Below are 26,365 nucleotides of genomic sequence, written 5' to 3'. Positions count from 1 at the left end.
GGTCTGAAGACGGGTCTGAACGCGGCTCTCGACGGCGGTATGAGCGGGGGTCTGCTCGTCGCCGGCACCACCTCCGACGCCGGCAAGAGCGTCGTCACCGCCGGGATCTGCCGGTGGCTGGTCCGGCAGGGGGTCAAGGTGGCGCCGTTCAAGGCGCAGAACATGTCCCTCAACTCCTTCGTCACCCGGGAGGGCGCCGAGATCGGCCGGGCGCAGGCCATGCAGGCCCAGGCCTGCCGGATCGAGCCGACCGCGCTGATGAACCCGGTGCTGCTCAAGCCGGGCGGCGAGCAGAGCAGCCAGGTGGTGCTGCTGGGCAGGCCGGTCGGCGAGCTGAGCGCCCGCGGCTACCACGGCGGCCGGCAGCAGCGGCTGCTGGGCACCGTGCTGGACTGCCTCGCCGAACTGCGGGGCGCCTACGACGCGGTGATCTGTGAGGGGGCGGGCAGCCCGGCGGAGATCAATCTGCGCCGGACGGACATCGTCAACATGGGGATCGCGCGGGGCGCCCGGCTGCCCGTGCTCGTCGTCGGCGACATCGACCGCGGCGGCGTCTTCGCCTCGTTCTTCGGCACCGTGGCGCTGCTGTCCCGCGAGGACCAGGAACTGGTCGCCGGATTCCTGGTGAACAAGTTCCGCGGGGACGTCTCGCTGCTCGAACCCGGACTGGACATGCTGCACGGACTGACCGGGCGGCGCGCCTACGGGGTGCTGCCCTTCCGGCACGGGCTGGGCATCGACGAGGAGGACGGGCTGCGGGTGTCCCTGCGGGGCGCCGTGCGGGAGTCCGCCGTGGCCGCGCCCGTCGGCGAGGACGTGCTGCGGGTCGCCGTCTGCGCCGTCCCGCTGATGTCCAACTTCACCGACGTGGACGCGCTGGCCGCCGAACCGGGCGTGGTCGTGCGGTTCGTGGACCGCCCCGAGGAGCTGTCCGACGCCGACCTCGTCGTCGTCCCCGGCACCCGCGGCACGGTCCGGGCGCTGGAGTGGCTGCGGGAGCGGGGCCTGGCCGCGGCCCTGGCGCGCCGGGCGGCCGAGGGCCGGCCCGTCCTCGGGATCTGCGGCGGCTTCCAGCTGCTCGGCGAGCACATCGAGGACGACGTGGAGAGCCGTCGCGGCCACGTCGACGGGCTGGGCCTGCTGCCGGTGAGGGTCCGCTTCGCCCGGGAGAAGACCCTGGCCCGCCCGGTGGGCGAGGCCCTGGGCGAGCGGGTCGAGGGCTACGAGATCCACCACGGGGTCGCCGAGGTCACCGGGGGCGAGCCCTTCCTGGACGGCTGCCGCTCCGGCTCCGTCCGGGGCACGCACTGGCACGGCTCGCTGGAGTCCGACGGCTTCCGGCGGGCCTTCCTGCGGGAGGTGGCGGCCGCCGCGGGCCGCCGCTTCGTACCCGCGCCCGACACCTCGTTCGCCGCGCTGCGCGAGGAGCAGCTCGACCGGCTCGGCGACCTGATCGAACAGCACGCGGACACGGACGCGCTGTGGCGGCTCATCGAGTCGGGCGCGCCGCGAGGACTGCCCTTCATCCCACCGGGAGCGCCCGCATGAGCACAGTGTTGTTGTTGTCGACCGCCGACACCGATCTGCTGGCGGCCCGGGCCTCCGGCGCCCCCTACCGGATCGGCAACCCGGCCCGGGTGGACGTCGCCGGGGAGCTGCCCGCGCTGCTGGACGGCGCGGACATCGCCGTCGTACGGCTGCTCGGCGGCAGGCGCGCCTGGGAGGAGGGGCTCGCCGCGCTGCGGGCGTCCGGAGTGCCGACCGTGCTGCTGGGCGGCGAGGCCGTCCCGGACGCCGAGCTGATGGCCGAGTCGTCCGTGCCCGCCGGGGTCGTCGCCGAGGCGCTGAGGTACCTGGTCGAGGGCGGCCCGGCCAACCTGGCCGAGCTGGCCCGGTTCCTGTCCGACACGGTGCTGCTGACCGGCGAGGGCTTCGAGGAGCCGCGGAAGATGCCGGAGTACGGCGTCCACGGCGCCCGCGCGGTGCGGGCGGACCGTCCGACCGTGGGCGTGCTCTTCTACCGGGCCCACGAACTGTCCGGCAACACCGCCTTCGTGGACACCCTGTGCGAGGCGATCGAGGCGCACGGCGCCAACGCCCTCCCGGTGTACTGCGGTTCGCTGCGCGGCGCCGATCCGGGGCTGTACGACATCCTCGGGCGCGCCGACGCGCTGATCGCCACCGTCCTCGCGGCCGGCGGCACGCACGCCGCCGGCGCCTCGGCGGGCGGCGACGACGAGGCCTGGGACATCGGGGCGCTGGCCGACCTGGACGTGCCCGTCCTGCAGGGGCTGTGCCTGACCTCCTCCCGGGCCGCCTGGGAGGCCTCCGACGCCGCGCTGTCGCCGATGGACGCGGCGATGCAGGTCGCCATCCCCGAGTTCGACGGCCGGCTCGTCACGGTGCCGTTCTCCTTCAAGGAGCGCGGGCCGGACGACGTGCCGGTGTACACGGCCGACCCGGAGCGGGCCGCGCGGGTCGCCGGGATCGCCGTGCGCCACGCGCGGCTTCGGCACAAGCCCAACGCGGACAAGCGGATCGCGCTGGTCTTCACCGCCTACCCGACCAAGCACTCGCGCGTCGGCAACGCGGTCGGGCTGGACACGCCCGCCTCGGCGGTGCGGGTGCTGGACGCGCTGCGGGAGGCCGGGTACTCGCTGTCGGAGTACCCCTCCGGCGGCGACGAGCTGATCCACCGGCTCATCGAGGCCGGCGGCCACGACGTGGAGTGGCTGACGGAGGAGCAGCTCGCCGCCGCGCCCGCCCGGGTGCCCCTCGCCGACTACCGGGCGTGGTTCGGCACGCTCGACGCGGACCTCAGGGAGGCGATGACCGAGGCCTGGGGCGAGCCGCCGGGCTCGCTGTACGTCGACGGCGAGGACATCGTGCTGGCCTGCCTGCGGTTCGGCAACGTGGTCGTGATGATCCAGCCGCCGCGCGGCTTCGGCGAGAACCCGGTCGCGATCTACCACGACCCCGACATGCCGCCCTCCCACCACTACCTGGCGGCCTACCGCTGGCTCGAGGAGAGCTTCGGCGCCGACGCGATCGTGCACATGGGCAAGCACGGCACCCTGGAGTGGCTGCCCGGCAAGGGACTGGGTCTGGGCCGGGGCTGCGCGCCGGACGCGGTCCTCGGCGACCTCCCCCTGGTCTACCCGTTCATCGTCAACGACCCCGGCGAGGGCACCCAGGCCAAGCGGCGCGGGCACGCCACGGTCGTCGACCACCTGGTGCCGCCCATGGCGCGTGCCGACACCTACGGCGACCTCGCCAAGCTGGAGCAGCTCCTCGACGAGTACGCGCTGGTCAGCGATCTGGACCCGGCGAAGGCACCGGCCGTGCGGGCCCAGATCTGGACCCTGGTCAAGGCGGCCGAGCTGCATCACGACCTGCACGTGGACGAGCAGCCGGACGAGGACGAGTTCGACGAGTTCGTCCTGCACGTCGACGGCTATCTGTGCGAGATCAAGGACGTGCAGATCCGCGACGGCCTGCACGTCCTGGGCGGCGGCCCGGTGGGCGAGCCGCGGGTGAACCTGGTCCTCGCCGTGCTGCGCGCCGCGCAGGTGTGGGGCGGGCGGGCGGACGCGCTGCCGGGCCTGCGGGCCTGCGTCGCGGAGCACTTCGGGCTGGTGGAGCGGGAGTTGCTGGCCGAGCCGGGCGCCGCGGTCAAGGTGCCGGCGGAGCTCACCGGGCTGGTCGCGGGGCCGGCCCGCACCGCGGCCGACGCGATCGACCTGCTGGAGCAGCTGTGCCGGCGGATCGCGGAGGGCATGGAGGCGCGCGGCTGGGCGGCCCGGGAGAGCGCCGCGCTGGTGCGGCAGGTGCTGGGCGCCGAGGTGCCGTCCGCGGTGGCGGTGCTGGACTTCGCCTGCACCGAGGTGGTGCCGCGGCTGGCCCGGACCGGTGACGAGATCGGCCACATCCTGCGGGCGCTGGACGGCGGCCGGGTCCCCGCCGGGCCGTCGGGCTCGCCGACCCGCGGCCTGGTCAACGTCCTGCCGACCGGGCGGAACTTCTACTCGGTCGACCCCAAGGCCATTCCGTCCCGGCTGAGCTGGGAGGTCGGCCAGTCGCTCGCCGACTCCCTGGTGCAGCGGTATCTGCGGGACACGGGCGCATACCCGAGGTCGGTGGGGCTCACGGTGTGGGGCACCTCGGCGATGCGCACCCAGGGCGACGACATCGCCGAGATCCTGGCGCTGCTGGGCTGCCGTCCGGTGTGGGACGACGCCTCGCGCCGGGTGACCGGCTTCGAGGTGGTGCCCCTGGCGGAGCTGGGCCGGCCGCGCATCGACGTCACGGTCCGCATCTCCGGCTTCTTCCGGGACGCCTTCCCGCACGTGGTCGGCCTGATCGACGACGCGGTGCGGACGGTGGCGGAGCTGGCGGAGCCCGCGGAGTCCAACTACGTGCGGGCGCACGCGGACGAGGACACCGCCGCGCACGGCGACCGGCGGCGGGCCACGGCGCGGATCTTCGGCTCCAAGCCGGGCGCGTACGGGGCGGGCCTGCTGCCGCTGATCGACGCCCGCAACTGGCGCTCCGACGCCGATCTCGCCGAGGTGTACGCGGTGTGGGGCGGCTACGCCTACGGCCGCGACCTGGACGGGCGGGCCGCGCGCGGGGACATGGAGACGGCGTTCCGGCGGATCGCCGTGGCCGCGAAGAACGTCGACACCCGCGAGCACGACCTGGTCGACGCCGACGACTACTTCCAGTACCACGGCGGCATGGTCGCCATGGTGCGGCATCTGACCGGCGCCTCACCGGAGGCGTACGTCGGCGACTCGGCCGTGCCGGACCAGGTGCGGACCCGCACGCTCGGCGAGGAGACCCACCGGGTCTTCCGGGCCCGGGTGGTCAACCCGCGCTGGATGGCGGCGATGCGGCGGCACGGCTACAAGGGCGCCTTCGAGATGGCCGCGACCGTCGACTACCTCTTCGGCTACGACGCCACGGCCGGCGTGGTCGACGACTGGATGTACGAGAAGCTCAGCGCGGAGTACGTCTTCGACCCGGAGAACCGGGACTTCATGCGGAAGTCCAACCCCTGGGCGCTGCGCGGCATCACCGAACGGCTGCTGGAGGCGGCGGAGCGGGGGCTGTGGGCGGAGCCGGACGCGGACACGCTGGAGCGGCTGCGCGCCACCTATCTGGAGCTCGAGGGCGACTTGGAGGGCGAGGACAAGTGAGTACCCCGTTTCCGTTCACGGCCGTCGTCGGGCAGGACGACCTGCGGCTGGCACTGCTGCTGAACGCCGTGTCCCCGGCGGTCGGCGGTGTGCTGGTGCGCGGCGAGAAGGGCACCGCGAAGAGCACGGCCGTACGGGCCCTCTCGGCGCTGCTGCCGGAGGTGGCCGTCGTGCCCGGGTGCCGGTTCTCCTGCGACCCGGCCTCCCCCGACCCGGCGTGCCCGGACGGGCCGCACGAGCCCGGGGCCGGTACGTCCCGCCCGGCCCGGATGGTGGAGTTGCCGGTCGGCGCCTCCGAGGACCGGCTGGTCGGCGCCCTGGACATCGAGCGGGCGCTCGCCGAGGGCGTCAAGGCGTTCGAACCGGGCCTGCTCGCCGAGGCGCACCGCGGGATCCTCTACGTGGACGAGGTGAACCTGCTCCACGACCACTTGGTCGACCTGCTGCTGGACGCGGCGGCGATGGGCGCGTCGTACGTGGAGCGCGAGGGTGTCTCCGTACGGCATGCCGCCCGGTTCCTGCTCGTCGGCACCATGAACCCCGAAGAGGGCGAGCTGCGGCCGCAGTTGCTGGACCGGTTCGGGCTGACCGTGGAGGTCGCCGCCTCGCGGGAGCCGGACCTGCGCGTGGAGGTCGTGCGGCGCAGGCTGGCGTACGACGACGATCCGGCCGGCTTCGCCGCGCGGTGGGCCGCGGAGGAGGCCGCCGTACGGCAACGGATCGTGGCGGCACGGGAGTTGCTGCCGCGGGTGCGGCTGGGTGACGGTGCGCTGCGGCAGATCGCGGCGACCTGTGCGGCGTTCGAGGTGGACGGCATGCGCGCCGACATCGTGATGGCCCGTACGGCGACCGCGCTGGCCGCGTGGGCCGGGCGGACGGAGGTCCTCGCCGAGGACGTCCGGCAGGCGGCGCTGCTCGCGCTGCCGCACCGCAGGCGCCGCAACCCCTTCGACGCGCCGGGCCTGGACGAGGACAAGCTGGACGAGACCCTGGAGCGGTCCGCGGGCGACGGCGACGACGATCCCGATCCGCACGATCCCGGTCCCGACGGGCCCGGTCCCGACGGGCCCGGCGGCGGGGGGCCGGCGCCCGACAGCGGTCCCCGGGGCGACGCGGACGGCGGCGCCCGCCCCGAGGCCGGTGAGGGCGGGCAGCCGCAGCCGGCCGGGGCGCGGGAGCAGCCGGCCGCGCGTGCCGCCGAGCCGTTCCGGGCCAGGGTGCTGAGCGTGCCCGGCATCGGTCAGGGCGCCGCCGGGCGGCGCTCGCGGGCCCGGACCGAGCACGGCCGTACCACCGGGGCGCGGCGGCCCCGGGGGGCGCTCACCAAGCTGCACCTGGCGGCGACCGTGCACGCCGCCGCCCCGCACCAGCGGGCGCGGGGCCGGTCCGGGCCGGGACTGGTGGTGCGCCGGGACGATCTGCGGCAGGCGACGCGGGAGGGACGCGAGGGGAACCTCGTGCTGTTCGTCGTCGACGCCTCGGGGTCGATGGCCGCGCGGCAGCGCATGGGCGCGGTCAAGGGCGCGGTGCTGTCGCTGCTGCTGGACGCCTACCAGCGGCGGGACAAGGTGGGCCTGGTGACCTTCCGCGGCTCGTCCGCCGAGGTCGCGCTGCCGCCCACCTCGTCCGTGGACGCGGCCGCCGCCCGGCTGCGGTCGCTGCCGACCGGCGGGCGCACGCCGCTCGCGGAGGGGCTGCTGCGGGCGCACGAGGTCCTGCGGGTGGAACGGCTGCGGGACCCGGCGCGGCGGGCACTGGTCGTGGTGGTGACGGACGGCCGCGCCACCGGCGGCGCGGAGCCGGTGGCGCGGGCCGGGCGCGCGGCCCGGCTGTTCGCCGCGGAGCGGCTCGCCTCGGTGGTGGTCGACTGCGAGTCGGGGCCGGTCCGGCTCGGGCTCGCGGGGCGGCTCGCCGGCGAGCTGGGCGGTACGGCAGTGACCCTGGCCGAGCTGCGGGCGGACTCGATCGCCTCACTCGTCAGGGATGTCCGGGAGACTTCGAGGAGGGCCGCGTAATGCCGCAGGGACAGCCGAGTGTCGTACCGGACGACGGTCTGACGACCCGTCAGCGCCGCAACCGGCCGCTGGTCGTGGTGCACACGGGCATCGGCAAGGGCAAGTCGACCGCCGCCTTCGGGCTGGCGCTGCGCGCCTGGAACCAGGGGTGGCCCATCGGGGTGTTCCAGTTCGTGAAGTCGGCCAAGTGGCGGGTCGGCGAGGAGAACGCGCTGCGCGTGCTGGGCGCCTCCGGGCACGGCGGGACCGTGGACTGGCACAAGATGGGCGAGGGCTGGTCCTGGGTCCAGCGCGACGCCCAGATGGACAACGAGGACAAGGCCCGGGAGGGCTGGGAGCAGGTCAAGCGCGACCTGGCGGCCGAGCGCTACCGGCTGTACGTGCTCGACGAGTTCGCCTACCCGATGCACTGGGGGTGGGTGGACACCGGCGAGGTGATCGAGGTGCTGCGCGGACGGCCCGGCACCCAGCACGTCGTGATCACGGGGCGCAACGCCCCCCAGGAGCTGGTGGAGTTCGCCGACCTGGTCACCGACATGTCCAAGGTCAAGCACCCCATGGACGCCGGCCAGAAGGGCCAGAGGGGCATCGAGTGGTGACGCCCCCGGTGCCCCGGCTGGTGATCGCCGCGCCGGCCTCCGGCAGCGGCAAGACCACCGTCGCCACCGGGCTGATGGCCGCGCTGACCCGGCGGGGGCTCGCCGTCTCCCCGCACAAGGTCGGGCCTGACTACATCGACCCGGGCTACCACGCCCTCGCGACCGGGCGGACGGGGCGCAACCTGGACGCGTACCTGTGCGGTCCGGAGCTGCTCGGGCCGCTGTTCCTGCACGGGGCGCGCGGCTGCGACATCGCCGTCGTCGAGGGCGTCATGGGGCTGTACGACGGTGCGGCCGGCGAGGGCGAACTGGCGTCCACGGCTCAGGTGGCGAAGGTGCTGCGGGCGCCGGTGGTGCTGGTCGTGGACGCGTCGTCGCAGTCGCGGTCGGTGGCGGCGCTGGTGCACGGCTTCGTGACCTGGGACCCGCGGGTGCGGGTGGGGGGCGTGATCCTGAACAAGGTGGCGTCCGACCGGCACGAGGCGCTGCTGCGCCAGGCGCTGGAGTCGGCGGGGGTGCCGGTGCTCGGCGCGCTGCGGCGCACGGCCGGCATCGGCACGCCGTCGCGTCATCTGGGGCTGGTGCCGGTCGCCGAGCGGCGGGCCGAGGCGGTGGACGCCGTCGCCGCGATGGCGGCGCGGGTGGAGGCCGGCTGCGATGTGCCGGCCCTGGTCGCGCTGGCGCGGAGCGCGGCGGCGCTGGACTGTGCGGCCTGGGACCCGGCCGCCGCCGTGGCCGCCTCGGCCCCGCCCGCTCCCGTTCCGTCGCCGGGCGCGGGTTCGGGCCCGGACGGGCAGGCGGACACGGACGCTGAACCCCGGGGTCAGGCGCCCGCGGACGCGGGACCTCCGGTGCCCGGAGCGCCCCGGATCGCCGTCGCCGCGGGGGCCGCGTTCACCTTCTCCTACGCCGAGCACGCCGAACTGCTCGCCGCCGCCGGAGCGGAGGTCGTCGCCTTCGACCCGCTGCGGGACGAGCGGCTGCCCGAGGGGACCCGCGGCCTCGTCGTCGGCGGCGGGTTCCCCGAGGTGTACGCCGCCGAGCTGTCCGCCAACGAGCCGCTGCGCGGCGCCGTGGCCCGCTTCGCGCTCGACGGGGGTCCCGTCGCCGCCGAGTGCGCGGGGCTGCTGTACCTGTGCCGGGAACTGGACGGGCTGCCCATGTGCGGGGTGCTGGACGCCGCCGGGCGGATGAGCGAGCGGCTCACGCTCGGCTACCGGGACGCCGTGGCCGTCGGGGACAGCGTGCTCGCCGGCGCCGGGCAGCGCATGCGCGGCCACGAGTTCCACCGGACCGTCGTCGAGCCCGGCTCGGGAACGGGGCCGGCGGCCCCCGCCTGGGGCGTGCGCGGCCCCGGCCGGCGGATCGAGGGGTTCGTCCAGCGGAACGTGCACGCGAGTTATCTGCATACGCACTGGGCCGCCGCGCCCGGTGTCGCCCGTCGGTTCGTCGAGAGGTGCCGGACGTCATGAGCAGCACGCTGATCGGTGTCGGGGTCGGCCCCGGCGATCCGGAACTGGTGACGGTCAAGGGGGTCAACGCGCTGCGCGCCGCCGAGGTGGTCGTGGTGCCCGTGATGGACAGCGGCGAGCAGGGGCGGGCCGAGGCGACCGTGCTGCACTACGTGCCGCGCGAGAAGGTCGTCCGGGTGGTGTTCGCGCTCAACGAGCGGTCGGACCGGGCGCGGCGCGAGGCCGCCTGGGACGCCGCCGGCGAGCGGGTCGCCGCCCTGCTGCGCGCGCACCGCAGCGTCGCCTTCGCCACCATCGGCGACCCCAACGTCTACTCCACCTTCACCTACCTCGCGCAGACCGTCGCCGCACTGGTGCCGGGGACGGCGGTGGAGACCGTGCCCGGGATCACCGCCATGCAGGACCTGGCGGCGCGCTCGGGGGCCGTGCTCACCGAGGGGACCGAACCCCTCACGCTGGTGCCCGTGACCGCCGGGACGGCCGTGCTGAAGGAGGCGCTGAACGGGCCGGGGACCGTGGTGGCGTACAAGTTCGGGCGGCAGGCGGAGGAGGTCGCCCGGGCGCTGCGCGAGAGCGGGCGGCTCGGCGACGCGGTGTGGGGGTCGGCGCTCGGGCTGGCCGGGCAGTCGATCCGGCCGGCCGCCGAACTCGACGGCGACGCGCTGCCGTATCTGTCGACGCTGATCGCGCCCGCGCGGCGCGAGGGCGGCCGGGGCGGCAAGCTGTGAACCATGTCCTTCCGGCCCCGGCGGGCACGGGGTCAGGTCGCCAGGCCCACGACGGCCCAGATGAACGCCACGCCCGCGACCGTGCACAGCAGGGTCGAGCGGGCCGGGTGCTCATGGTGCGCCTCGGGCAGGATCTCCGCCGCGGCGAGGTAGAGCAGCACCCCGGCGAACAGGCCCAGATAGCCGCCGAGGAACCACTCCGGGATGGCGAGGAACGCGGTGGAGGCCGCGCCCGCCACCGGCGCCAGCGCGTCCGCGACCAGCATGGCGACCGCCTTGCGGCGCGCGTTGCCGTACAGGCTGGTGATGGTGAAGGTGTTGAAGCCGTCGGCGAAGTCGTGGGCGATGACGGCGAGCGCGACGGCCGCGCCCATGCCCCCGCCCACCTGGAAGGCCGCGCCGATGGCCACGCCGTCCATGGCGCTGTGACCGACCATCGCGGCCGCCGCCGTCAGACCGACCTGGGGGGCGCGGTGGTCGCTCTCGTCGCCGCCGTGCGCGGCCTGCCGGGCCGCCAGCAGCCGCTCCACCAGGTGGGCCAGCAGGAACCCGGCCACGAACAGCAGCAGCGCCGCCGGGACGCCGAACACCTCCCGGCCCGCCGCGTGCAGCGCCTCCGGCAGCAGGTCCAGGCCCACCACGCCCAGCATGAGGCCGCCCGCCAGTCCGAGGACCAGATGGCGGCGGTCGGTGACCCGCTGTGCCGTCCAGCCGCCGGCCAGCGTCATCAGGAACGCGCCGAGCGCGACGAGGACCGCCATGTGCCCTTGTTATCCGATCACCCCCCGGTCGCGCACATCCGGCCCCCGCTGCACCCCCGCGCACACCCCCGCACACCATGACATTCCGTACGAGAGGACCCGACCCCATGGCCGACGCACCCGCCGGCAAGGTGACCTTCGTCGGTGCCGGACCCGGCGCCGCCGACCTGCTCACGTTCCGCGCCGCCCGCGCGATCGCCGAGGCCGACGTCGTGATCTGGGCGGCCAGCCTGGTGCAGGCGGAGGTCCTGGAGCACGCGCGCGAGGGCGCCGAGATCCTGGACTCGGCGGCCATGTCCCTGGAGGACGTCGTCGCCGTCTACGAGCGGGCCCGCGCCGAGGGCCTGAAGGTGGCCCGCGTGCACTCCGGCGACCCGGCGCTGTGGGGCGGCACCCAGGAGCAGCTCGACCGGTGCGCCGCGCTCGGGATCGAGACGGAGGTCGTGCCCGGCGTCTCGTCCTTCTCCGCCGTCGCCGCCCTGGCACAGCGCGAGCTGACCATCCCGGAGGTCGCCCAGTCGGTCGTGCTGACCCGGCTGGGCGGCGGCAAGACGCCGATGCCGCCCGGCGAGGAGCTGCGCGAGTTCGCCCGGCACGGCACCACCATGGCGGTCTTCCTGTCGGCGGCCCGCAGCGGCCAGCTGGTGCGGGAGCTGCTGGAGGGCGGCTACCCCACGACCACGCCGGTCGTGGTGGCGTACCAGGCGACCTGGCCGGAGGAGCTGCTGGTGCGGTGCACCATCGGCACGCTGGAGGAGACGGTCAAGGAGCACCGGCTCTGGAAGCACACCCTCTTCCTGGTCGGCCCGGCCCTGGACGCGCACGGGACCCGCTCGCACCTGTACCACCCCGGTCACTTCCACGGCCACCGGAAGGCCGACCCGGAGGCCCGCAGGGCCCTGCGCGCACGGGGCGCGAGCACATGATCACGGTCATCGGCACCGGGACGGGCGCGGGGGCCGGCACGCAGCCGGACCTGGGCACGGGCCTGAGCACGGGCACGGGCCTGAGCACGGGCACGGACGCGGGCCCGCGCACGGACACGGACACCGGCACCGGCACCGGCACGGACGCGGGCACGGGCCTGACCACGGGCACAGGCACGGACCGGGGGCGCGACGCCGGCCCGGGCGGGGACCCGGCGTACGCCGGCGGACCGCCGGCCGGCGCCGCGCTGGTCGTGGGGGCGCGCCGGCACCTGGACGCCGCCGTGCTGCCGGACACGGCCGAGCGGATCGTGCTGGGCCCGCTGGCGCCCGCGCTGGACGCCGTCGAGGAGTACGTCCGCGCGGACCGGCCGGTGGTCGTGCTGGCCTCCGGAGACCCCGGGTTCTTCGGGATCGTCCGGGCGCTGGCCGAGCGGTTCGGGCCCGAGCGGCTGGACGTCCGTCCCGGCGTCTCCTCGGTGGCCGCCGCCTTCGCCCGGCTCGCGCTGCCGTGGGACGACGCCGTGGTGGTGAGCGCGCACGGCCGGGACCTGCGCACGGCCGTCAACGTCTGCCGGGCGCGCCCCAAGGTCGCCGTGCTGACCGGGCCGGGCGCGGGGCCCGCGGAGCTGGGCGCCGCCCTGGCCCGCACCCCGGGCGCCGAGCGGACGCTGGTCGTCGCCTCGGCCCTCGGCGACCCGCGCCGGGAACGCGTCGAGCGCGTCGCCCCGGCCGAGGCCGCCGCCCGGGACTGGGGCACGGCGGTGAACGTGGTGCTGTGCCTGGATCCGGCGCGGGCGCTCGGCGCCGCGCGCACGGTCGCCGGGCCCGCGGCCGGCCCGGCGGGGTGGGCGCTGGAGGAGGCGGCCTTCGCCCACCGCGACTCGATGATCACCAAGTTCGAGGTGCGGGCGCTCGCCCTGGCCCGGCTCGGGCCGCGCCTGGGCGACCTGGTCTGGGACGTGGGCGCCGGTTCGGGCTCGGTGGCCGTGGAGTGCGCCCGGCTCGGGGCGGCCGTCGTCGCCGTGGAGAGGACGGCGGACGGGGCCGCACGGGTGCGCGCCAACGCGGCGGCCCACGGCGTCGACGTGGCCGTGGTGCACGGCGCGGCCCCGGGCGCGCTGGCCGGGCTCGGCGACGACCCGGACGCCGTGTTCGTCGGCGGCGGCGGCCGCGACCTGCCCGCCGTCGTCGCCGCCTGCGCGCGGCGGGCCCGGCGCACCGTCGTGGTGGCCGTGGCCGCGCTCGACCGGGTGCCGGCCGCGCGCGCGGCGCTGACCGCCGCCGGGTTCGCCTGCGACGGGGTGCTGCTGCAGTCCTCCCGGCTCGCGCCGCTGCCGGGTGACGTGACCCGGCTGGCGGCGGCGAACCCCGTTTTCCTGCTGTGGGGCATGCGGCCCCCGGCGTCCGAAGAAGGAGTTACTCAGTGATCGGCCTCATCTCCGCCACCGCGGCGGGAGCGGCTGCGCGGGACCGGCTGGCGGCCGCGTGGCCGGAGCGCACCCGGGTGTACGACGGGCCCGTCGGGGACGCGGTACGGGCCGCCTTCGCCCAGTGCGAGCAGCTGGTGTGCTTCCTGGCGGCCGGCGCGGTCGTCCGGCTGGTGGCGCCGCTGCTGGACGGCAAGGCGTCGGACCCGGGTGTGGTGTGCGTGGACGAGGGCGGGCGGTTCGCCGTGTCGCTGCTCGGCGGGCACGGCGGCGGGGCCAACGGGCTCGCCCGCGAGGTGGGCGCCCTGCTGGGCGCCGAGCCGGTGGTGACGACGGCGACGGACGCGGCGGGGCTGCCCGGCCTGGACACGCTCGGGCTGCCGGTGGAGGGCGACATCGCCGCGGTGTCCCGGGCGCTGCTGGACGGCACGCCCGTCGCCCTGGACGCCGAGGTGCCGTGGCCGCTGCCCGCGCTGCCGGTGGCGCCGGAGGGGACCGCGGCGTCGTACACCGTGCGGCTGACGGACCGCGCGGCCGGTCCCGGCGCGCGCGAGGTGGTGCTGCGGCCGCCGTCGCTCGTCGTCGGCGTCGGCGCCTCCCGCGGAGTGACCGCCGAGGAGGTGCTGGACCTGGTCGGGGACGCGCTGCGGGACGCCGGACTGTCCGCGCGGTGCGTCGCCCGGCTCGCCACCGTGGACGCCAAGGCCGGTGAGCCCGGCCTGGTCGAGGCGGCCGGGCGGCTGGGCGTGCCCCTGGTGACGTACTCCGCGCGGGAGCTGGCCGGCGTCGCGGTGCCCAACCCGTCGAAGGCGCCGCTCGCCGCCGTCGGCACCCCCTCCGTCGCGGAGGCCGCCGCGCTCGCCGGCGGCGGCGAACTCCTCGTGCCCAAGCGGAAGTCGCGGCGCGCGGACGGCGGTCCGGCGATGGCCACCTGCGCGGTGGTACGGCGGCCCGTGCGCGGGCGGCTGGCCGTGGTCGGGCTCGGGCCGGGCGCCCGCGACCTGCTCACTCCGCGCGCCGAGGCCGAACTGCGGCGGGCGTCCGTGGTGGTGGGGCTCGACCAGTACGTCGACCAGATCCGCGACCTGCTGCGGCCCGGCACCCGCATCCTCGAGTCGGGCCTCGGGGCCGAGGAGGAGCGGGCCAGGACGGCGGTCGCCGAGGCCCGCCGCGGGCACGCCGTCGCCCTGATCGGCAGCGGGGACGCCGGGGTGTACGCCATGGCCTCCCCCGCGCTCGCCGAGGCGTCGGACGACATCGACGTGGCCGGTGTGCCGGGGGTGACCGCGGCGCTCGCGGCCGGCGCGGTCCTCGGCGCCCCGCTCGGCCACGACCACGCCTCGATCAGCCTGTCCGACCTGCACACGCCGTGGGCGGTCATCGAGCGCCGGGTGCGCGCCGCGGCCGAGGCGGACCTCGTGGTGACGTTCTACAACCCGCGCTCCCGGGGCCGGGACTGGCAGCTGCCCAAGGCGCTGGACATCCTCGCCGGGCACCGCGCGCCGGACACCCCGGTCGGCGTCGTGCGCAACGCCTCGCGCCCCGACGAGTCCGTCCGGGTGACGACCCTGTCCGGGCTCGACCCGGCGACCGTCGACATGATGACGGTCGTGACCGTCGGCAACACCGCCACCCGCCTGGTCGCGGGCCGCATGGTCACCCCGCGCGGCTACCGCTGGCAGGCCACCCGTCCGGAGGAGGCCCGGTGAACCGTGTCGTCCACCCCATCGAGCAGGAGTCCTTCCGCCGGCTGCGGGCCCGCCTGGACACCTCCCGTCTCGCGCCGCTGACCCGGGCGGTGGTGGAGCGGGTGATCCACTCCTCCGCCGACCTCTCCTACGCCGAGGACCTGGTGATGGACGAGGACGAGCTGACCGCCGCCCACGCGGCCCTGCACGCCGGGGCGCCGGTGGTGGTGGACGTGGAGATGGTCGCGGCCGGGATCACCCGGCGCAGGACCGTGTGCCGGCTCGGGGACGCGGTGTCCCGCCCCGGGCTGACCCGTTCGGCGCACGCCGTGCGGCTCGCCCACGAGGAGGTCGGCCCCGGCGCCCTGTGGGTGATCGGCTGCGCGCCGACCGCCCTGGAGGAGCTGCTGACGCTGGACGCCTCCCCCGCGCTCGTCATCGGCCTGCCCGTCGGCTTCGTCGGGGCGGCCGAGTCCAAGGCCGCTCTGCGCGAGAGCGGGCTGCCCGCCGTGAGCAATGTGTCCGAGAAGGGCGGGTCGGCGGTCGCCGCCGCCGCGCTCAACGCCCTGCTGTACCACCCCGCCGTGAAGGAGACCCCGTGACCACCCCGCTGCCGCCCGCCCTGCTCGTCGCCGGCCACGGCACCCGGGACGACGCCGGTGCCGAGGCATTCCGCGACTTCGTACGGGAGCTGGGGCGCCGCCACCCGGCACTGCCCGTCGCCGGCGGTTTCATCGAGCTGTCCCCGCCGCCGCTCGGCGAGGCCGTCGCCGAGCTGGTGGAGCGGGGCGTCACGCGGTTCGCCGCGGTGCCGCTGATGCTGGTGTCCGCCGGGCACGCCAAGGGGGACATCCCGGCGGCGCTGGCCCGCGAGAAGGAACGGCACCCGGGCGTCTCGTACACCTACGGCCGGCCGCTCGGCCCGCACCCGGCGCTGCTGCGGGTGCTGGAGCGGCGGCTGGAGGAGGCGCTGGAGGGGACCTCCGGGGAGCGGTCGGACGTGACCGTGCTGCTGGTGGGGCGCGGCTCCACCGACCCGGACGCCAACGCCGAGGTGTTCAAGGCGGCGCGGCTGCTGTGGGAGGGCCGCGGATACGCCGGGGTGGAGACGGCGTTCGTCTCGCTGGCGGCCCCGGACGTGCCGAGCGGCCTGGACCGGTGTGCGCGGCTGGGGGCGCGGCGGATCGTCGTGCTGCCGTACTTCCTGTTCACCGGGGTGCTCCCGGACCGGGTGCGGCGCCAGACGCAGGACTGGGCCGCCGCGCACCCCGGGACCGAGGTGCGCTCGGCCGGGGTCATCGGCCCGGAGCCGGAGCTGCTCGGCCTGGTGATGGAGCGCTACGAGGAGGCGGTGCGCGGCGATCTGCGGATGAACTGCGACTCGTGCGTCTACCGCATCGCGCTGCCCGGCTTCGAGGACAAGGTGGGACTGCCGCAGCAGCCGCACTTCCACCCGGACGACGACGGCCACCATCACCACGGTCACCACCACGGCGGGCACGCCCATGCGCACTGAGCCGGCCGGCGGGCACGACCTGCGCCACCACGGTGACGCCGAGGTCCGCGACGACGGCCGCGACCTGGTCGACCTGGCCGTGAACGTCCGCGCCGGCACCCCTCCGCCCTGGCTGCGGGAGCGGATCGCCGGCGCCCTGGACGGCCTCGCGGCCTATCCGGACGGGCGGGCCGCGCGGGCGGCGGTGGCCCGGCGGCACGGACTGCCGGTGGAGCGGGTGCTGCTGACGGCGGGGGCGGCGGAGGCGTTCGTACTGCTCGCGCGGGCGCTGGAGGTACGCCGGCCGGTCGTCGTGCACCCTCAGTTCACCGAACCCGAGGCGGCGCTGCGGGACGCCGGGCACACGGTGCGGCGGGTGCTGTTGCGGGAGGAGGACGGCTTCCGGCTCGACCCCGCGGCCGTCCCCGGGGACGCGGACCTGGTGGTGATCGGGAACCCGACCAACCCGACGTCGGTGCTGCACCCGGCCGCGGCCGTCGCGGGGCTGGCACGTCCGGGGCGGGTGCTGGTGGTCGACGAGGCCTTCATGGACGCGGTGCCGGGCGAACGGGAGGCGCTGGCCGGGCGGATCGACGTGCCGGGGCTGGTGGTGCTGCGCAGCCTGACCAAGACCTGGGGGCTGGCGGGGCTGCGCATCGGCTATGTGCTGTCCTCGCCGGAGATCGTCGCCGCGCTGGAGCGGGCGCAGCCGCTGTGGCCGGTGTCCACGCCGGCGCTCGAGGCGGCGCGGGCGTGCGTGGAGCCGAGGGCGCTGGCCGAGGCGGGCCACGCCGCGCACCGCGTCGCCGCGGACCGGGCCCACCTGGTGGCGGGCCTGGCCTGTCTCGCGGAGTGCGGGGTGCGGGTGGTGGAGCCCGCGGAGGGCCCGTTCGTGCTGGTGCGGGTGGACCGGGCGGCAGCGGTACGGCGGCGGCTGCGCGAGCTGGGCTACGCGGTGCGGCGCGGGGACACCTTCCCCGGGCTGGGCGAGGACTGGTTCCGGGTGGCCGTGCGGGACCGGTCGACGGCGGACGCGTTTCTGAAGGCACTGCGGGCCGCACTGCGCCACCCGGAGCCCGCCGGTCCTGAGCCCGTCCGTCCGGACCCCACCCGCCCGGCGACCGGCGGCACCCGGACCGCCCGTCCGGCGACCGCCCGCACATCGGCCGACGGCACGGCAACCACCCGCACGTAGAGGGCCCGCACGCGCCCGCACCTGGACCGCCCGTCCGGCGACCGCCCGTCCGGCGACCGCCCGCACGCCGACCGACGGGCACGTCGGCGGTACGCACATCGGCCGACGGGCACCTGCCGGCGGGCGCCTCGGCCACCCGTGCCTCGGCCGCCCGCACATCGGCCGCCCGCGCCTCGGCCATCCCACCCGCACATCGGCCGACGGCTCGTCAGCTGCCCGCCCATCGGCCGACGGCAGGTCGGCCACCCGCACGTCGACCGCCCGCACGTCAGCCCGCGGCACGCCGGCCGCCCGCGCAGAACCGACCCGTCCGGCGACCGCCCACACGCAACCGCCCGCACCTCGGCCGACGGCACCTCGGTCGGCGGCACGTCGGTCGGCGGCACCTCGGTCGGCGGCACGTCGGCCATCCGCACGTAAGCCGCCCGCACTTCAGCCAGCGGCACGCCGGCCGCCCGCACACCGGCCGCCCCCGGTCGACCGTCGGCAGGTCGGCCGCCCGGCCCGGCTGAGCGCGCTGCGGCGGGCCCCGCCCGGGGCCCCGGGGCAGCCGCCCGGGGCTTGTGGCGGGGCCCGTCCAGGGCTTGTCACGGGGCGGGGGCCGGGACTTCCGTGTCCGGCACGGGAGTCCCCTCGGTCCCCGCCCCGGCTTCGGGAACCCGAGCGCGTCCGTCACGCATGCGCCCGGGTCCGTCACGGCCCCCGCCCCGGGTCGTCAGCCCTTCCGGCGGCGGGCCAGGGCGAACGCGCCGCCGCCCGCCGCGAGCAGGACGGCCGAGCCGCCCGCGAGGTAGGGGGTCAGCGAACTGCCGCCGGTCTCGGCCAGGTCGGACTTCGCGTGCGTGTCCGGGGGCACGGCGGCGGAGCCCGCCGGGGCGCCCTGGGGCGTGACGCCGGCCCCGGGGGCGGTGGGCTCGGCCGAGGCCGGCGGGGTGTGCGGGGCGGGCTGGTGGCGCTCCGGGGCGGCGGGAGGGGCCTCGCAGGAGGTCCTGGCCAGGGTCAGCCTGCCCTTGACCGCCGCCACGTTCAGCTTCAGCGGGTTGACGGTCACCGTCAGCTCCAGGGCCGTCGCGGCGGCGGTGCGGGAGGTGGTCCGGCGCTGGGCGAGGTCGAGGCGGACCTCGCCGACGCCCGGGACGCGCACATGGGTCGGGCCGTCGGGGGTGAGGGTCACCCGCTTGCCGAGCACCGTGACGGCGCCGAGGACGCTGCTTCTGGCGACCGGGGCGCGGCCGGCCTCGCAGGTCGCCCGGGAGGTGACCTGGTCGAGTTCGACGACGGAGAGCAGGGGCAGACCCGGGAGGTGGACGCGGGCGTGCGCCAGGTCGGCGGTGCCCTCGGCCTTGTCCGCCGTGGCCGTCGCACCGGCCCTGGCCACCTCCGCGCGCAGCACGTCGAAGGGCCGTCCGCCGTCGACGCCGTCCAGGCGGGCGGACAGCGCGGTCCGCCGGGCGCTGTGCGGCGCCCGCACCTCGTTGAGCGTGAGGGCGAGCGGGACGTGCACCGACCCCTGGGCCAGGGACACGTCGAGTCCGGTGCGCAGCACGGAAGCGCTCGCCCGGCCGTGGTCCCCGGTCGCGTGCGCGGACCCGGCCCCCGCCAGCGTGGCCGGGCCGGCGGCCAGGACGGTGGCCGCGGCGACGGCGGCGCAACGGCGTGCGGGCATGCGGAAGATGTGGCCGTTCAAGGTGTGGGACCCCCAGAGAGGACTGCTTGGGACCCGGCAAGGATTACGCACGGGGAGTGAACGGTCAGCGATCCCGCGTGACTTCACTCCATCGTGGACTTTCCGGCCATCTTTTCGATTCTTGCGGCACGTGTGTTCCCTCCCGCCGCACCGGCCGCCCCGCCCGGGCGAACGCGTGGGCGGCTCCCCGGCGCGGGCGGAGGAGTGCAACGATCCACGGGCGCCCGGGGTCACTCCCCGTCAACCCGCCGTACCGCGCCGGGCCCCTACCCGACGACGCGGCCGTTCAGCACCACCCGCCGGGGCGCCGCCAGCACCCGTACGTCCGCCCGGGGGTCCTCCTCGTAGACCACCAGGTCGGCCGGCGCGCCCTCGTCCAGGCCGGGCCGGCCGAGCCAGGCGCGCGCGCCCCAGGTGGCCGCGGACAGCGCCTGGAGCGGCGGGATGCCGGCCGTGACCAGTTCGGCGACCTCGGCCGCCACCAGGCCGTGCGGCAGCGTGCCGCCGGCGTCGGTGCCGACGTAGACCGGGATGCCGGCGTCGTACGCGGCGCGCACGGTGTCGTAGCGGCGCTCGTGCAGCCTGCGCATGTGCGCGGACCAGCGCGGGTACTTGGCCTCGCCGCCGGCGGCGAGCCGGGGGAAGAGGGCGATGTTGACGAGCGTGGGGACGATCGCGACGCCGCGTTCGGCGAACAGCGGGATCAGGTCGTCGGTCAGGCCCGTGGCGTGCTCGACGCAGTCGATGCCCGCCTCGACGAGGTCGCGCAGGGAGTCCTCCGCGAAGCAGTGCGCGGTGACCCGCGCCCCCAGGCGGTGGGCCTCGGCGATCGCCTCCTCGGCGGCCTCGCGGGGCCAGCAGGCGGACAGGTCGCCGAGGTCGCGGTCGATCCAGTCGCCGACCAGCTTCACCCAGCCGTCGCCGCGCCGGGCCTCCCGGGCGACGTACGCGGCGAGGTCCTCCGGCTCGACCTCGTGGGCGTAGTTGCGGATGTAGCGGCGGGTGCGGGCGATGTGGCGGCCCGCGCGGATGATCTTCGGCAGGTCCTCGCGGCCGTCGATCCAGCGGGTGTCGGAGGGCGAGCCCGCGTCGCGGATCAGCAGGGCGCCGGCGTCCCGGTCGGTCGTCGCCTGCTTCTCGGCGACGTGGTCCTCGACCGGGCCGTGGGCGTCGAGCCCGACGTGGCAGTGGGCGTCGACCAGGCCGGGCAGCGCCCAGCCCTCGACGGTCCGCACGTCCCGCGCGCCGGCCGGGCGCTCGTAGGAGATCCGGCCGTCGACCACCCACAGCTCGTCCCGGACCCGGTCGTCGTCCGGGCCGGCGAGCACCCGCCCCTTCACGTGCAGCACCGCGCGATCGCTCATGCACCGCACCTTAGTGAGCTACTTTTCGGCGCCGCCCACCCGGTCCGGCTTCTCCTCCTCGACCTCGGCCATCGCGGGGTCGAGGAGCCGGGAGAGGAAGTGGCGGGTGCGCTCGTGGGCCGGGTCGCCGATGACCCGGTCGGGGTGGCCGTCCTCGACGATCACCCCGCCGTCCATGAAGACCACCCGGTCGGCGACCTCGCGGGCGAAGGTCATCTCATGGGTGACGACCATCATCGTCATGCCCTCGTCGGCGAGCATCCGCATGACGGCGAGGACGTCGCCCACCAGCTCCGGGTCGAGCGCGGAGGTCGGCTCGTCGAAGAGCATCACCTCGGGGCCCATGGCGAGCGCGCGGGCGATGGCGACGCGCTGCTGCTGACCGCCGGAGAGGGAGGAGGGGTAGGCGTCCGCCTTCTCGGCGAGGCCCACCCGCCGGAGGTTCTCGGCGGCGATCCGGGCGGCCGTGGCCTTGTCCCGCCGCAGCACCCGGCGCTGCGGGAGCGTGAGGTTCTCGGTCACCGACAGGTGCGGGAACAGGTTGAACTGCTGGAAGACCATGCCGATACGGCGGCGTACGGCGTCGATGTCGACGTCCGGGTCGGTCAGTTCGGTACCGCCGACGACCACCTGGCCCCGGCTCGGCTCCTCCAGGAGGTTCACGCAGCGCAGCAGCGTGGACTTGCCGGAGCCGGACGGGCCGATCACGCAGACGACCTCGCCCTGGCCGATCTCCAGGTCGATGCCGCGCAGCACGTGGTTGTCGCCGAAGGACTTGTGCAGGTCACGGACCTGGATCTCCGGGCGGCTCATCGGATCGCCTCCTGGGAGCGGGACTCCATGCGGCGGACGACGAAGCCGAGCGGGATGGTGACCAGCAGGTAGCACAGGCCGGCCACGAGGATCGGCGTGGAGTTGGCGGTGGTGCTGGCCAGGTCGTTGCCGTACTTGGACAGTTCGCGCTCCTCGAGGGTCACGCCGAGGAACAGCACCAGCGAGGAGTCCTTGAACAGCAGGACCAGTTCGTTGGTGAGCGGCGGGAGGATGATCCGGAAGGCCTGCGGGACGATGATCGAGACCATGGCCCGCGCGGGTGAGAAGCCCAGGGAACGGGCCGCCTCCATCTGCCCCTTGGGCACGGCCTGGATGCCGGCCCGGATGGTCTCGGCCATGTAGGCGGCGGAGACCAGGCCGAGCGCGAGGGCGACCTTGCCGTAGGTGCCGCCGACGATCTGGGTGCCGGGGAAGGCCAGCGGCACGGCCACACCGACGAAGATGAAGATCAGCAGCGCGGGCAGGCCGCGGAAGATCTCGATGTAGACGCCGGCGAGCCAGCGGTAGGGGCCCACGGAGGACAGCCGCATCAGCGCCACGAGCATGCCCAGCACCAGGCCGAAGACGAACCCGGACAGGGTGTAGAGCACGGTGTTCTTCAGCGCCAGCGTGATGACGTCGGGGAACATCTGCCGGGCGATGTCCACCTGCGCGAACTGGTTCTGCAGCCGGCCCCAGTCCGCCGAGACCGCGAAGGCGATCACGGCGGCGGCGAAGACGGCGTACTGCGCGCCGCGCGACAGCCGGCGCTTCTGACGCCGGGTCAGACCCTTCTTCCTGGGCTGGACCGCCGTGTCGGTGCCGGTCATGAGGCGGCGGGGGCGGACGGCGAGGCCGCGGCGGCGTCGTACGGGCCGATCCACTGCTCGTAGAGCTTCTTGTACGTGCCGTCGGCCTTGGCGTCGGCGATCGCCTTGTTGATGGCGGCGAGCAGCTTGGCGTTGCCCTTCTTGACCGTGAACCCGTACTGCTCGCCGGTGCTGATGTTGGCCGCGACCCGGAAGGCGGCGGCGTTGGCCTTGTCCTTCAGCCAGCCCTGGACGACCGGGTAGTCGATGACGACGGCCTGGACCTGGCCGGTGCGCAGTCCGTTGAGGACGGCGTCGGAGGAGTGGAAGGAGACCGGGTCGTAGCCCTTGCTCTTGGCGTAGTCCTCACCGGTGGTCTGCGCCTGGGCGCCCAGCTTCTTGCCCTTGGCCTTGACGTCGGCGAGGGAGGTGATGCCGCTCTTCTTGTCGACGAGCAGGGCCTGGGTGGCGTTGAAGTACGGGTCGGAGAAGTCGACGTGCTTCTTGCGCTCGGCGGTGATGGTCATGCCGGCCGCGGCCAGGTCGCACTGGCCGGAGTTGAGGAAGGCGCCGGTCTTGAAGTTCTCGAACGGCGTGTCGAGGATCTGCTGCTTCACGCCCAGGTTCTTGGCGACCAGGTCGATCATCGAGACGTCGAAGCCCTGCACCTTGCCGCCGATCTCCGACTGGAAGGGCGGGTACGGCAGGTGGGTGCAGGTGGTGAGCTGCCCGGCCTTGACGAGCTGGACCCCGCCGGCGGCCGTCTTGGAGCCGCTGCCACCCTCGCCGCTCGAGGTGCAGCCGGCCACGAGCACCAGGGCGGCCGTGGCGGTGGTGGCGGCCAGGATGCGGGCCCGGCGCGCGGAGAGCGTGATCACGGGGGCGACCTCTCTGTGGGGGGTGGGGAAGGCGGTACGGGGAACTGCGGGTTCCGATTATAAGGACAGGTTTGAGTGTCCCAAACCAATCCCATGGCTGGACGGCCGTACGACCTAAGAAGTCGGCAGTGAGGAGCGCTGCGAGCCGTGCCGTTCCGGGCGATTACTCTCGGACCGTCTACCCGCACCGCAGAAGAGAGCACCGCCGTGACGCATCCCCTCCTGGACCTCGCCCCGCTGAGCGCCGCCCGCTTCGCCTCCATCGAGGACCGGGTGGCGCGGCTGCTGGGCACCGAGCAGGACGTCGTGATCATGCAGGGTGAGGCGCTGCTGCCGCTGGAGGGCGCCATCCGGGGCGCGGCCGGTCCGGGCACCACGGCGCTGAACGTGATCACGGGTCCGTACGGCCGCACCTTCGGCGACTGGCTGCGGGACTGCGGCGCGACGGTGCTCGACCTGTCCGTGCCGTTCCACACCGCGGTCACGGCGGACCGGGTCCGGGAGGCCTTCGCCGAGCACCCGGAGATCGACTTCGTGTCGCTGGTGCACGCGGAGGCGGCCACCGGGAACACCAACCCGGTGGCGGAGATCGGCGAGGCGGTACGGGAGCAGGGCGCCCTGTTCTACCTGGACGCCGTGGCGTCGGTCGGCGCCGAGCCGGTGCTTCCCGACGCCTGGGGCGTGGACCTGTGCGTGATCGGGGCGCAGAAGGCGATGGGCGGGCCGGCCGGGGTGTCGGCGGTGTCGGTGAGCGAGCGCGCCTGGGCCCGTATGTCGGCCAACCCGCGGGCCCCGCGCCGCTCCTACCTGTCCCTGCTGGACTGGAAGGAGCGCTGGACCGACGCCGGCCGCAGGGCGCTGCCGCACGCTCCGGCGCAGCTGGAGATGCTGGCGCTGGAGGCGTGCCTGGAGCGCATCGAGGCGGCCGGCCCGGACGCCGTGATGGCCCGCCACCGCACCGCCGCCGCGGCGACCCGTGCGGGCGTGCGGGCCCTGGGCGGCGGCCTGGAGCCGTACGTCCACGACGCCCGCGAGGCGGCTCCGGTCGCCACCACGCTGCGCACCCCGCCGGACGTCCCGGCCTTCGAGCTGGTGGCCCGCGCCCTGGAGAGCGCCCCCTCGCTGCCCCTGGCCGCGGGCGGCGGCGCCCTCGCCAAGGAGATGATCCGCGTCAACCACTACGGCCCGGACGCCACCCGTGAGGCGGTGGAGTCGAGCTTGGCGGCGCTCGGCGCGGCCCTGGCCGAGCGGGGCGCGCGGGTCGACGTACCGGCCGCCCGCCGCGCCGTCGAGACGGCCTGGGCGTAACGGCACCGGGTCCCCCGGGGCACGCACGGGCACCCGCCCGCACACCGGCAGGCGCCGCCTCCGGGCACGCCCGGAGAGCCCGGACGCCCGGGCCGCCCTCGGGGGCGCCGCCCGCGCGCGCCCCGGCCGTCCCCGGGCCTCGGGACCGCGGGCCCCGGCCCCCGGCCCCCGGGCTCAGGGGCCTCCGGGCCTCCGGGCCTCCGGGCCGCATCCCCTCCGGGCCTCCGGGCCGCTTCCCCTCCGGGCCGCCCGGACCTCTTCGCCTCCGGGCCCCGGGGCCTACACGTGCCTCGGGGCCTCCTGGTCCCCGGAGGGACCCTCCGTCCCCCTGGCCCCGGCACACGCGCCTCGGCCCCGCCGGCCGCGCCCACCCGCACCGGAGGCCCGCGCTCGGGGCCCGCGGCCCCGCGTCCGCCCGGCAACCCCGCGCCGACCCCGTGACCCGTGCCCCACGGCCACGCGCTCGAACGGCTCCCGCCCCGGGCCGTCGACTCGCATGAGCCGTCTACCCGCACGAGTCGTCCATCCGGCCCCGGGCCGCCCGCGCCCCGGGGCCGGATCGCGTCGGTGGTCCGGTGGGTGGGCGGGCGTTCGTGCCATGCTCGCCGCATGCCCTCCGACGCTCCCGCGACCCTGCCCGACGGCCGTCCGGTCCCGCTGCCGACCGGGGCCGAGCGCCCCATGCTGGAGAGCTGGCTCGCCTTCCACCGGGCGACTCTCGAGCTGAAGTGCGCCGGTCTCGACGACGCGCAGCTGCGCACCGCCTCGGCGGCGCCCTCCTCGCTCACCCTGCTCGGCCTCGTCCAGCACCTCGCGGAGGTCGAGCGGAACTGGTTCCAGCGCGTCATGGGAGGTCTCGACGTCCCGCCCGTCTTCGGCGACGAGAGCGGATACGCGCTGGACCCGGCGCGCGGCCTCGACGGGGCCCTGGCCGCCTGGCGCGCGGAGATCGCCCGCGGGCGGGAGATCTGCGCGGGACTCGGTCTGGACGACACCGGGCGGATGACGGACGGACCGCCGGCCGGAACAGAGGTGAGTCTGCGCTGGGTGCTCATCCATCTCATCGAGGAGTACGCCCGTCACAACGGACACGCCGACATTCTCCGCGAGCGTATCGACGGGGTGACCGGGGCGTGAATTCAGCCCGATTTCCGGGAATTCAATCCAGGTGACGAGACACTCTGCTCCTGCCCGGTTTCCGAGAGCCTAAACGCGGAGATTCTGCGAACGCCGGACGGTGCAATTCGAGGGCGTCCCGTGAAGGTCATTATTGTGACCGACCCCACAAGGCCGACCCTTTTGTCCCGTTAATCGCCGGACAAAACCGCACATCCCGCTCGCCACTCGCGCGTCGGGTGCGCTCGCGCGATAACACATGCTCACCCTCTCGCCCAAGACCGTGAGGCGATGCATTTTTGAATTCGGCTCGGTAAGTTCATTTCGCATGACTGCCGCGCAAGCAGACCCGCACACCCCCCGCACTGAATTGCCGGATTCCGTGTCGATCGACCGTCCCGCCCCCGGCGACGGCGCCGCGCTGTGGCGGCTGGCGAAGGACTCGGGAACGCTGGACGCGAACTCCTCCTACAGCTATCTGCTGTGGTGCCGCGACTTCGCCGGCACCTCCGCGGTGGCGCGCGCCGCGGACGGCCGGCCGGTCGGCTTCGTCACCGGGTACGTACGGCCCGACAGCCCCCGCACCCTCATGGTGTGGCAGGTCGCCGTGGACGCCGCGCACCGCGGCCGGGGCCTGGCGGCCCGGCTGCTGGACGCCCTCGCCGCCCGGGTCGCAGCCGAGCGCGGGCTGTCCGCGCTGGAGACCACGATCACCCCGGGCAACACCGCCTCCGAGCGGCTGTTCGCCTCCTTCGCCGACCGGCACGGCGCCACGGTCCGGCGCGAGGTCCTGTTCACCGCCGGCCAGTTCCCGGACGGCCCGCACGAGGCCGAGGTCCTGCACCGCATCGGCCCGCTCACCCGCTGACCGCCCCAGCCGACT

At 75.6% G+C, this 26,365-nt stretch carries 21 protein-coding genes; 15 read left to right on the top strand and 6 right to left on the bottom strand.

Annotated features, from left to right (window positions below):
- The first annotated feature begins 39 nt into the window (after positions 1-39).
- Genes ACI2LW_RS26810 through cobI form a run of 6 tightly spaced genes read left to right on the top strand, consistent with a single transcriptional unit; the run spans position 40 to position 10,012 of the window.
- Positions 40-1,548, top strand: a complete 1,509-nt coding sequence (locus ACI2LW_RS26810; protein WP_404733804.1) for a cobyric acid synthase — start codon at positions 40-42, stop codon at positions 1,546-1,548.
- Positions 1,545-5,198 carry a cobaltochelatase subunit CobN gene (gene cobN, locus ACI2LW_RS26805; protein WP_404733778.1) on the top strand — a complete coding sequence of 1,218 codons (3,654 nt, stop codon included), beginning with the start codon at positions 1,545-1,547 and terminating at the stop codon, positions 5,196-5,198. The genes ACI2LW_RS26810 and cobN overlap by 4 nt, the downstream gene beginning before the upstream one ends.
- A complete protein-coding gene (locus tag ACI2LW_RS26800; RefSeq protein WP_404733777.1) occupies positions 5,195-7,213 on the top strand; it encodes a putative cobaltochelatase in 2,019 nt (672 codons plus the stop codon). The genes cobN and ACI2LW_RS26800 overlap by 4 nt, the downstream gene beginning before the upstream one ends.
- Positions 7,213-7,812 carry a cob(I)yrinic acid a,c-diamide adenosyltransferase gene (cobO, locus tag ACI2LW_RS26795; protein ID WP_404733776.1) on the top strand — a complete coding sequence of 200 codons (600 nt, stop codon included), beginning with the start codon at positions 7,213-7,215 and terminating at the stop codon, positions 7,810-7,812. The genes ACI2LW_RS26800 and cobO overlap by 1 nt, the downstream gene beginning before the upstream one ends.
- Positions 7,809-9,284, top strand: coding sequence for a cobyrinate a,c-diamide synthase (locus ACI2LW_RS26790; RefSeq protein WP_404733803.1), 1,476 nt, complete (start codon positions 7,809-7,811; stop codon positions 9,282-9,284). Before cobO ends, ACI2LW_RS26790 begins: the two co-directional genes overlap by 4 nt.
- Positions 9,281-10,012, top strand: coding sequence for a precorrin-2 C(20)-methyltransferase (gene cobI / locus ACI2LW_RS26785; RefSeq protein ID WP_404733775.1), 732 nt, complete (start codon positions 9,281-9,283; stop codon positions 10,010-10,012). The genes ACI2LW_RS26790 and cobI overlap by 4 nt, the downstream gene beginning before the upstream one ends.
- 32 nt (positions 10,013-10,044) lie before the next feature.
- Here the strand turns inward: cobI and ACI2LW_RS26780 are convergent, their stop codons facing one another.
- On the bottom strand, positions 10,045-10,773 hold the full coding sequence (locus ACI2LW_RS26780) for a ZIP family metal transporter (RefSeq protein ID WP_404733774.1): 729 nt from the start codon (positions 10,771-10,773) through the stop codon (positions 10,045-10,047).
- Positions 10,774-10,880: 107 nt separating this feature from the next.
- Between ACI2LW_RS26780 and cobM the strand changes: the two genes are divergently transcribed.
- The 6 genes from cobM (at position 10,881) to cobC (ending at position 17,507) form a co-directional block, all read left to right on the top strand.
- Complete coding sequence (gene cobM / locus ACI2LW_RS26775) at positions 10,881-11,699, top strand: precorrin-4 C(11)-methyltransferase (protein ID WP_404733773.1); 819 nt, start codon at positions 10,881-10,883, stop codon at positions 11,697-11,699.
- Between the two features lie 158 nt (positions 11,700-11,857).
- Positions 11,858-13,129: a precorrin-6y C5,15-methyltransferase (decarboxylating) subunit CbiE gene (gene cbiE, locus ACI2LW_RS26770; protein ID WP_404733802.1), complete on the top strand. Its 1,272-nt coding sequence runs from the start codon at positions 11,858-11,860 to the stop codon at positions 13,127-13,129.
- Entirely contained in the window at positions 13,126-14,838 is a 1,713-nt protein-coding gene (gene cobJ, locus ACI2LW_RS26765; protein WP_404733772.1) for a precorrin-3B C(17)-methyltransferase, read from the top strand. Before cbiE ends, cobJ begins: the two co-directional genes overlap by 4 nt.
- Positions 14,835-15,419 (top strand): precorrin-8X methylmutase, encoded by a 585-nt coding sequence (locus ACI2LW_RS26760; RefSeq protein WP_404733771.1) that lies wholly within the window; start codon positions 14,835-14,837, stop codon positions 15,417-15,419. The genes cobJ and ACI2LW_RS26760 overlap by 4 nt, the downstream gene beginning before the upstream one ends.
- On the top strand, positions 15,416-16,333 hold the full coding sequence (locus tag ACI2LW_RS26755; protein ID WP_404733770.1) for a sirohydrochlorin chelatase: 918 nt from the start codon (positions 15,416-15,418) through the stop codon (positions 16,331-16,333). Before ACI2LW_RS26760 ends, ACI2LW_RS26755 begins: the two co-directional genes overlap by 4 nt.
- Entirely contained in the window at positions 16,323-17,507 is a 1,185-nt protein-coding gene (cobC, locus tag ACI2LW_RS26750) for an Rv2231c family pyridoxal phosphate-dependent protein CobC (RefSeq protein ID WP_404733769.1), read from the top strand. Before ACI2LW_RS26755 ends, cobC begins: the two co-directional genes overlap by 11 nt.
- A 715-nt stretch (positions 17,508-18,222) precedes the next feature.
- Here the strand turns inward: cobC and ACI2LW_RS26745 are convergent.
- The 5 genes from ACI2LW_RS26745 to ACI2LW_RS26725 all read right to left on the bottom strand — a co-directional run bounded on the left by ACI2LW_RS26745 (position 18,223) and on the right by ACI2LW_RS26725 (position 23,058).
- The gene (locus tag ACI2LW_RS26745; protein ID WP_404733768.1) at positions 18,223-19,194 is read right to left on the bottom strand and encodes an SCO1860 family LAETG-anchored protein; all 972 of its coding nucleotides are present in this window, start codon (positions 19,192-19,194) and stop codon (positions 18,223-18,225) included.
- A gap of 266 nt (positions 19,195-19,460) precedes the next feature.
- Complete coding sequence (locus tag ACI2LW_RS26740) at positions 19,461-20,558, bottom strand: amidohydrolase family protein (protein ID WP_404733767.1); 1,098 nt, start codon at positions 20,556-20,558, stop codon at positions 19,461-19,463.
- Between the two features lie 18 nt (positions 20,559-20,576).
- The gene (locus ACI2LW_RS26735) at positions 20,577-21,371 is read right to left on the bottom strand and encodes an amino acid ABC transporter ATP-binding protein (protein ID WP_404733766.1); all 795 of its coding nucleotides are present in this window, start codon (positions 21,369-21,371) and stop codon (positions 20,577-20,579) included.
- Positions 21,368-22,201: an amino acid ABC transporter permease gene (locus ACI2LW_RS26730; RefSeq protein ID WP_404733765.1), complete on the bottom strand. Its 834-nt coding sequence runs from the start codon at positions 22,199-22,201 to the stop codon at positions 21,368-21,370. Before ACI2LW_RS26730 ends, ACI2LW_RS26735 begins: the two co-directional genes overlap by 4 nt.
- The gene (locus ACI2LW_RS26725; protein WP_404733764.1) at positions 22,198-23,058 is read right to left on the bottom strand and encodes a transporter substrate-binding domain-containing protein; all 861 of its coding nucleotides are present in this window, start codon (positions 23,056-23,058) and stop codon (positions 22,198-22,200) included. The genes ACI2LW_RS26730 and ACI2LW_RS26725 overlap by 4 nt, the downstream gene beginning before the upstream one ends.
- A 207-nt stretch (positions 23,059-23,265) precedes the next feature.
- Here ACI2LW_RS26725 and ACI2LW_RS26720 point away from each other — a divergent pair, with 207 nt between their 5' ends.
- The 3 genes from ACI2LW_RS26720 to ectA all read left to right on the top strand — a co-directional run bounded on the left by ACI2LW_RS26720 (position 23,266) and on the right by ectA (position 26,350).
- Positions 23,266-24,366 (top strand): pyridoxal-phosphate-dependent aminotransferase family protein, encoded by a 1,101-nt coding sequence (locus ACI2LW_RS26720; RefSeq protein ID WP_404733763.1) that lies wholly within the window; start codon positions 23,266-23,268, stop codon positions 24,364-24,366.
- Positions 24,367-24,975: 609 nt separating this feature from the next.
- Positions 24,976-25,503 (top strand): DinB family protein, encoded by a 528-nt coding sequence (locus ACI2LW_RS26715; protein WP_404733762.1) that lies wholly within the window; start codon positions 24,976-24,978, stop codon positions 25,501-25,503.
- Positions 25,504-25,810: 307 nt separating this feature from the next.
- Positions 25,811-26,350 (top strand): diaminobutyrate acetyltransferase, encoded by a 540-nt coding sequence (gene ectA / locus ACI2LW_RS26710; RefSeq protein WP_404733761.1) that lies wholly within the window; start codon positions 25,811-25,813, stop codon positions 26,348-26,350.
- Positions 26,351-26,365: the final 15 nt, after the last annotated feature.

It is taken from the genome of Streptomyces sp. NPDC004065 (assembly GCF_044903565.1).
GTDB lineage: Bacteria > Actinomycetota > Actinomycetes > Streptomycetales > Streptomycetaceae > Streptomyces.
This window is presented reverse-complemented; position numbering and strand designations above follow the sequence as displayed.

Bases quoted from the DNA above. Each gene is read 5' to 3' on its own strand.
- ACI2LW_RS26810 (WP_404733804.1), top strand. From the start codon at position 40: ATGAGCGGGGGTCTGCTCGTCGCCGGCACCACCTCCGACGCCGGCAAG.
- cobN (WP_404733778.1), top strand. From the start codon at position 1,545: ATGAGCACAGTGTTGTTGTTGTCGACCGCCGACACCGATCTGCTGGCG.
- cobO (WP_404733776.1), top strand. From the start codon at position 7,213: ATGCCGCAGGGACAGCCGAGTGTCGTACCGGACGACGGTCTGACGACC.
- cobI (WP_404733775.1), top strand. From the start codon at position 9,281: ATGAGCAGCACGCTGATCGGTGTCGGGGTCGGCCCCGGCGATCCGGAA.
- ACI2LW_RS26780 (WP_404733774.1), bottom strand. From the start codon at position 10,773: ATGGCGGTCCTCGTCGCGCTCGGCGCGTTCCTGATGACGCTGGCCGGC.
- cobM (WP_404733773.1), top strand. From the start codon at position 10,881: ATGGCCGACGCACCCGCCGGCAAGGTGACCTTCGTCGGTGCCGGACCC.
- cobC (WP_404733769.1), top strand. From the start codon at position 16,323: ATGCGCACTGAGCCGGCCGGCGGGCACGACCTGCGCCACCACGGTGAC.
- ACI2LW_RS26740 (WP_404733767.1), bottom strand. From the start codon at position 20,558: ATGAGCGATCGCGCGGTGCTGCACGTGAAGGGGCGGGTGCTCGCCGGC.
- ACI2LW_RS26735 (WP_404733766.1), bottom strand. From the start codon at position 21,371: ATGAGCCGCCCGGAGATCCAGGTCCGTGACCTGCACAAGTCCTTCGGC.
- ACI2LW_RS26730 (WP_404733765.1), bottom strand. From the start codon at position 22,201: ATGACCGGCACCGACACGGCGGTCCAGCCCAGGAAGAAGGGTCTGACC.
- ACI2LW_RS26715 (WP_404733762.1), top strand. From the start codon at position 24,976: ATGCCCTCCGACGCTCCCGCGACCCTGCCCGACGGCCGTCCGGTCCCG.
- ectA (WP_404733761.1), top strand. From the start codon at position 25,811: ATGACTGCCGCGCAAGCAGACCCGCACACCCCCCGCACTGAATTGCCG.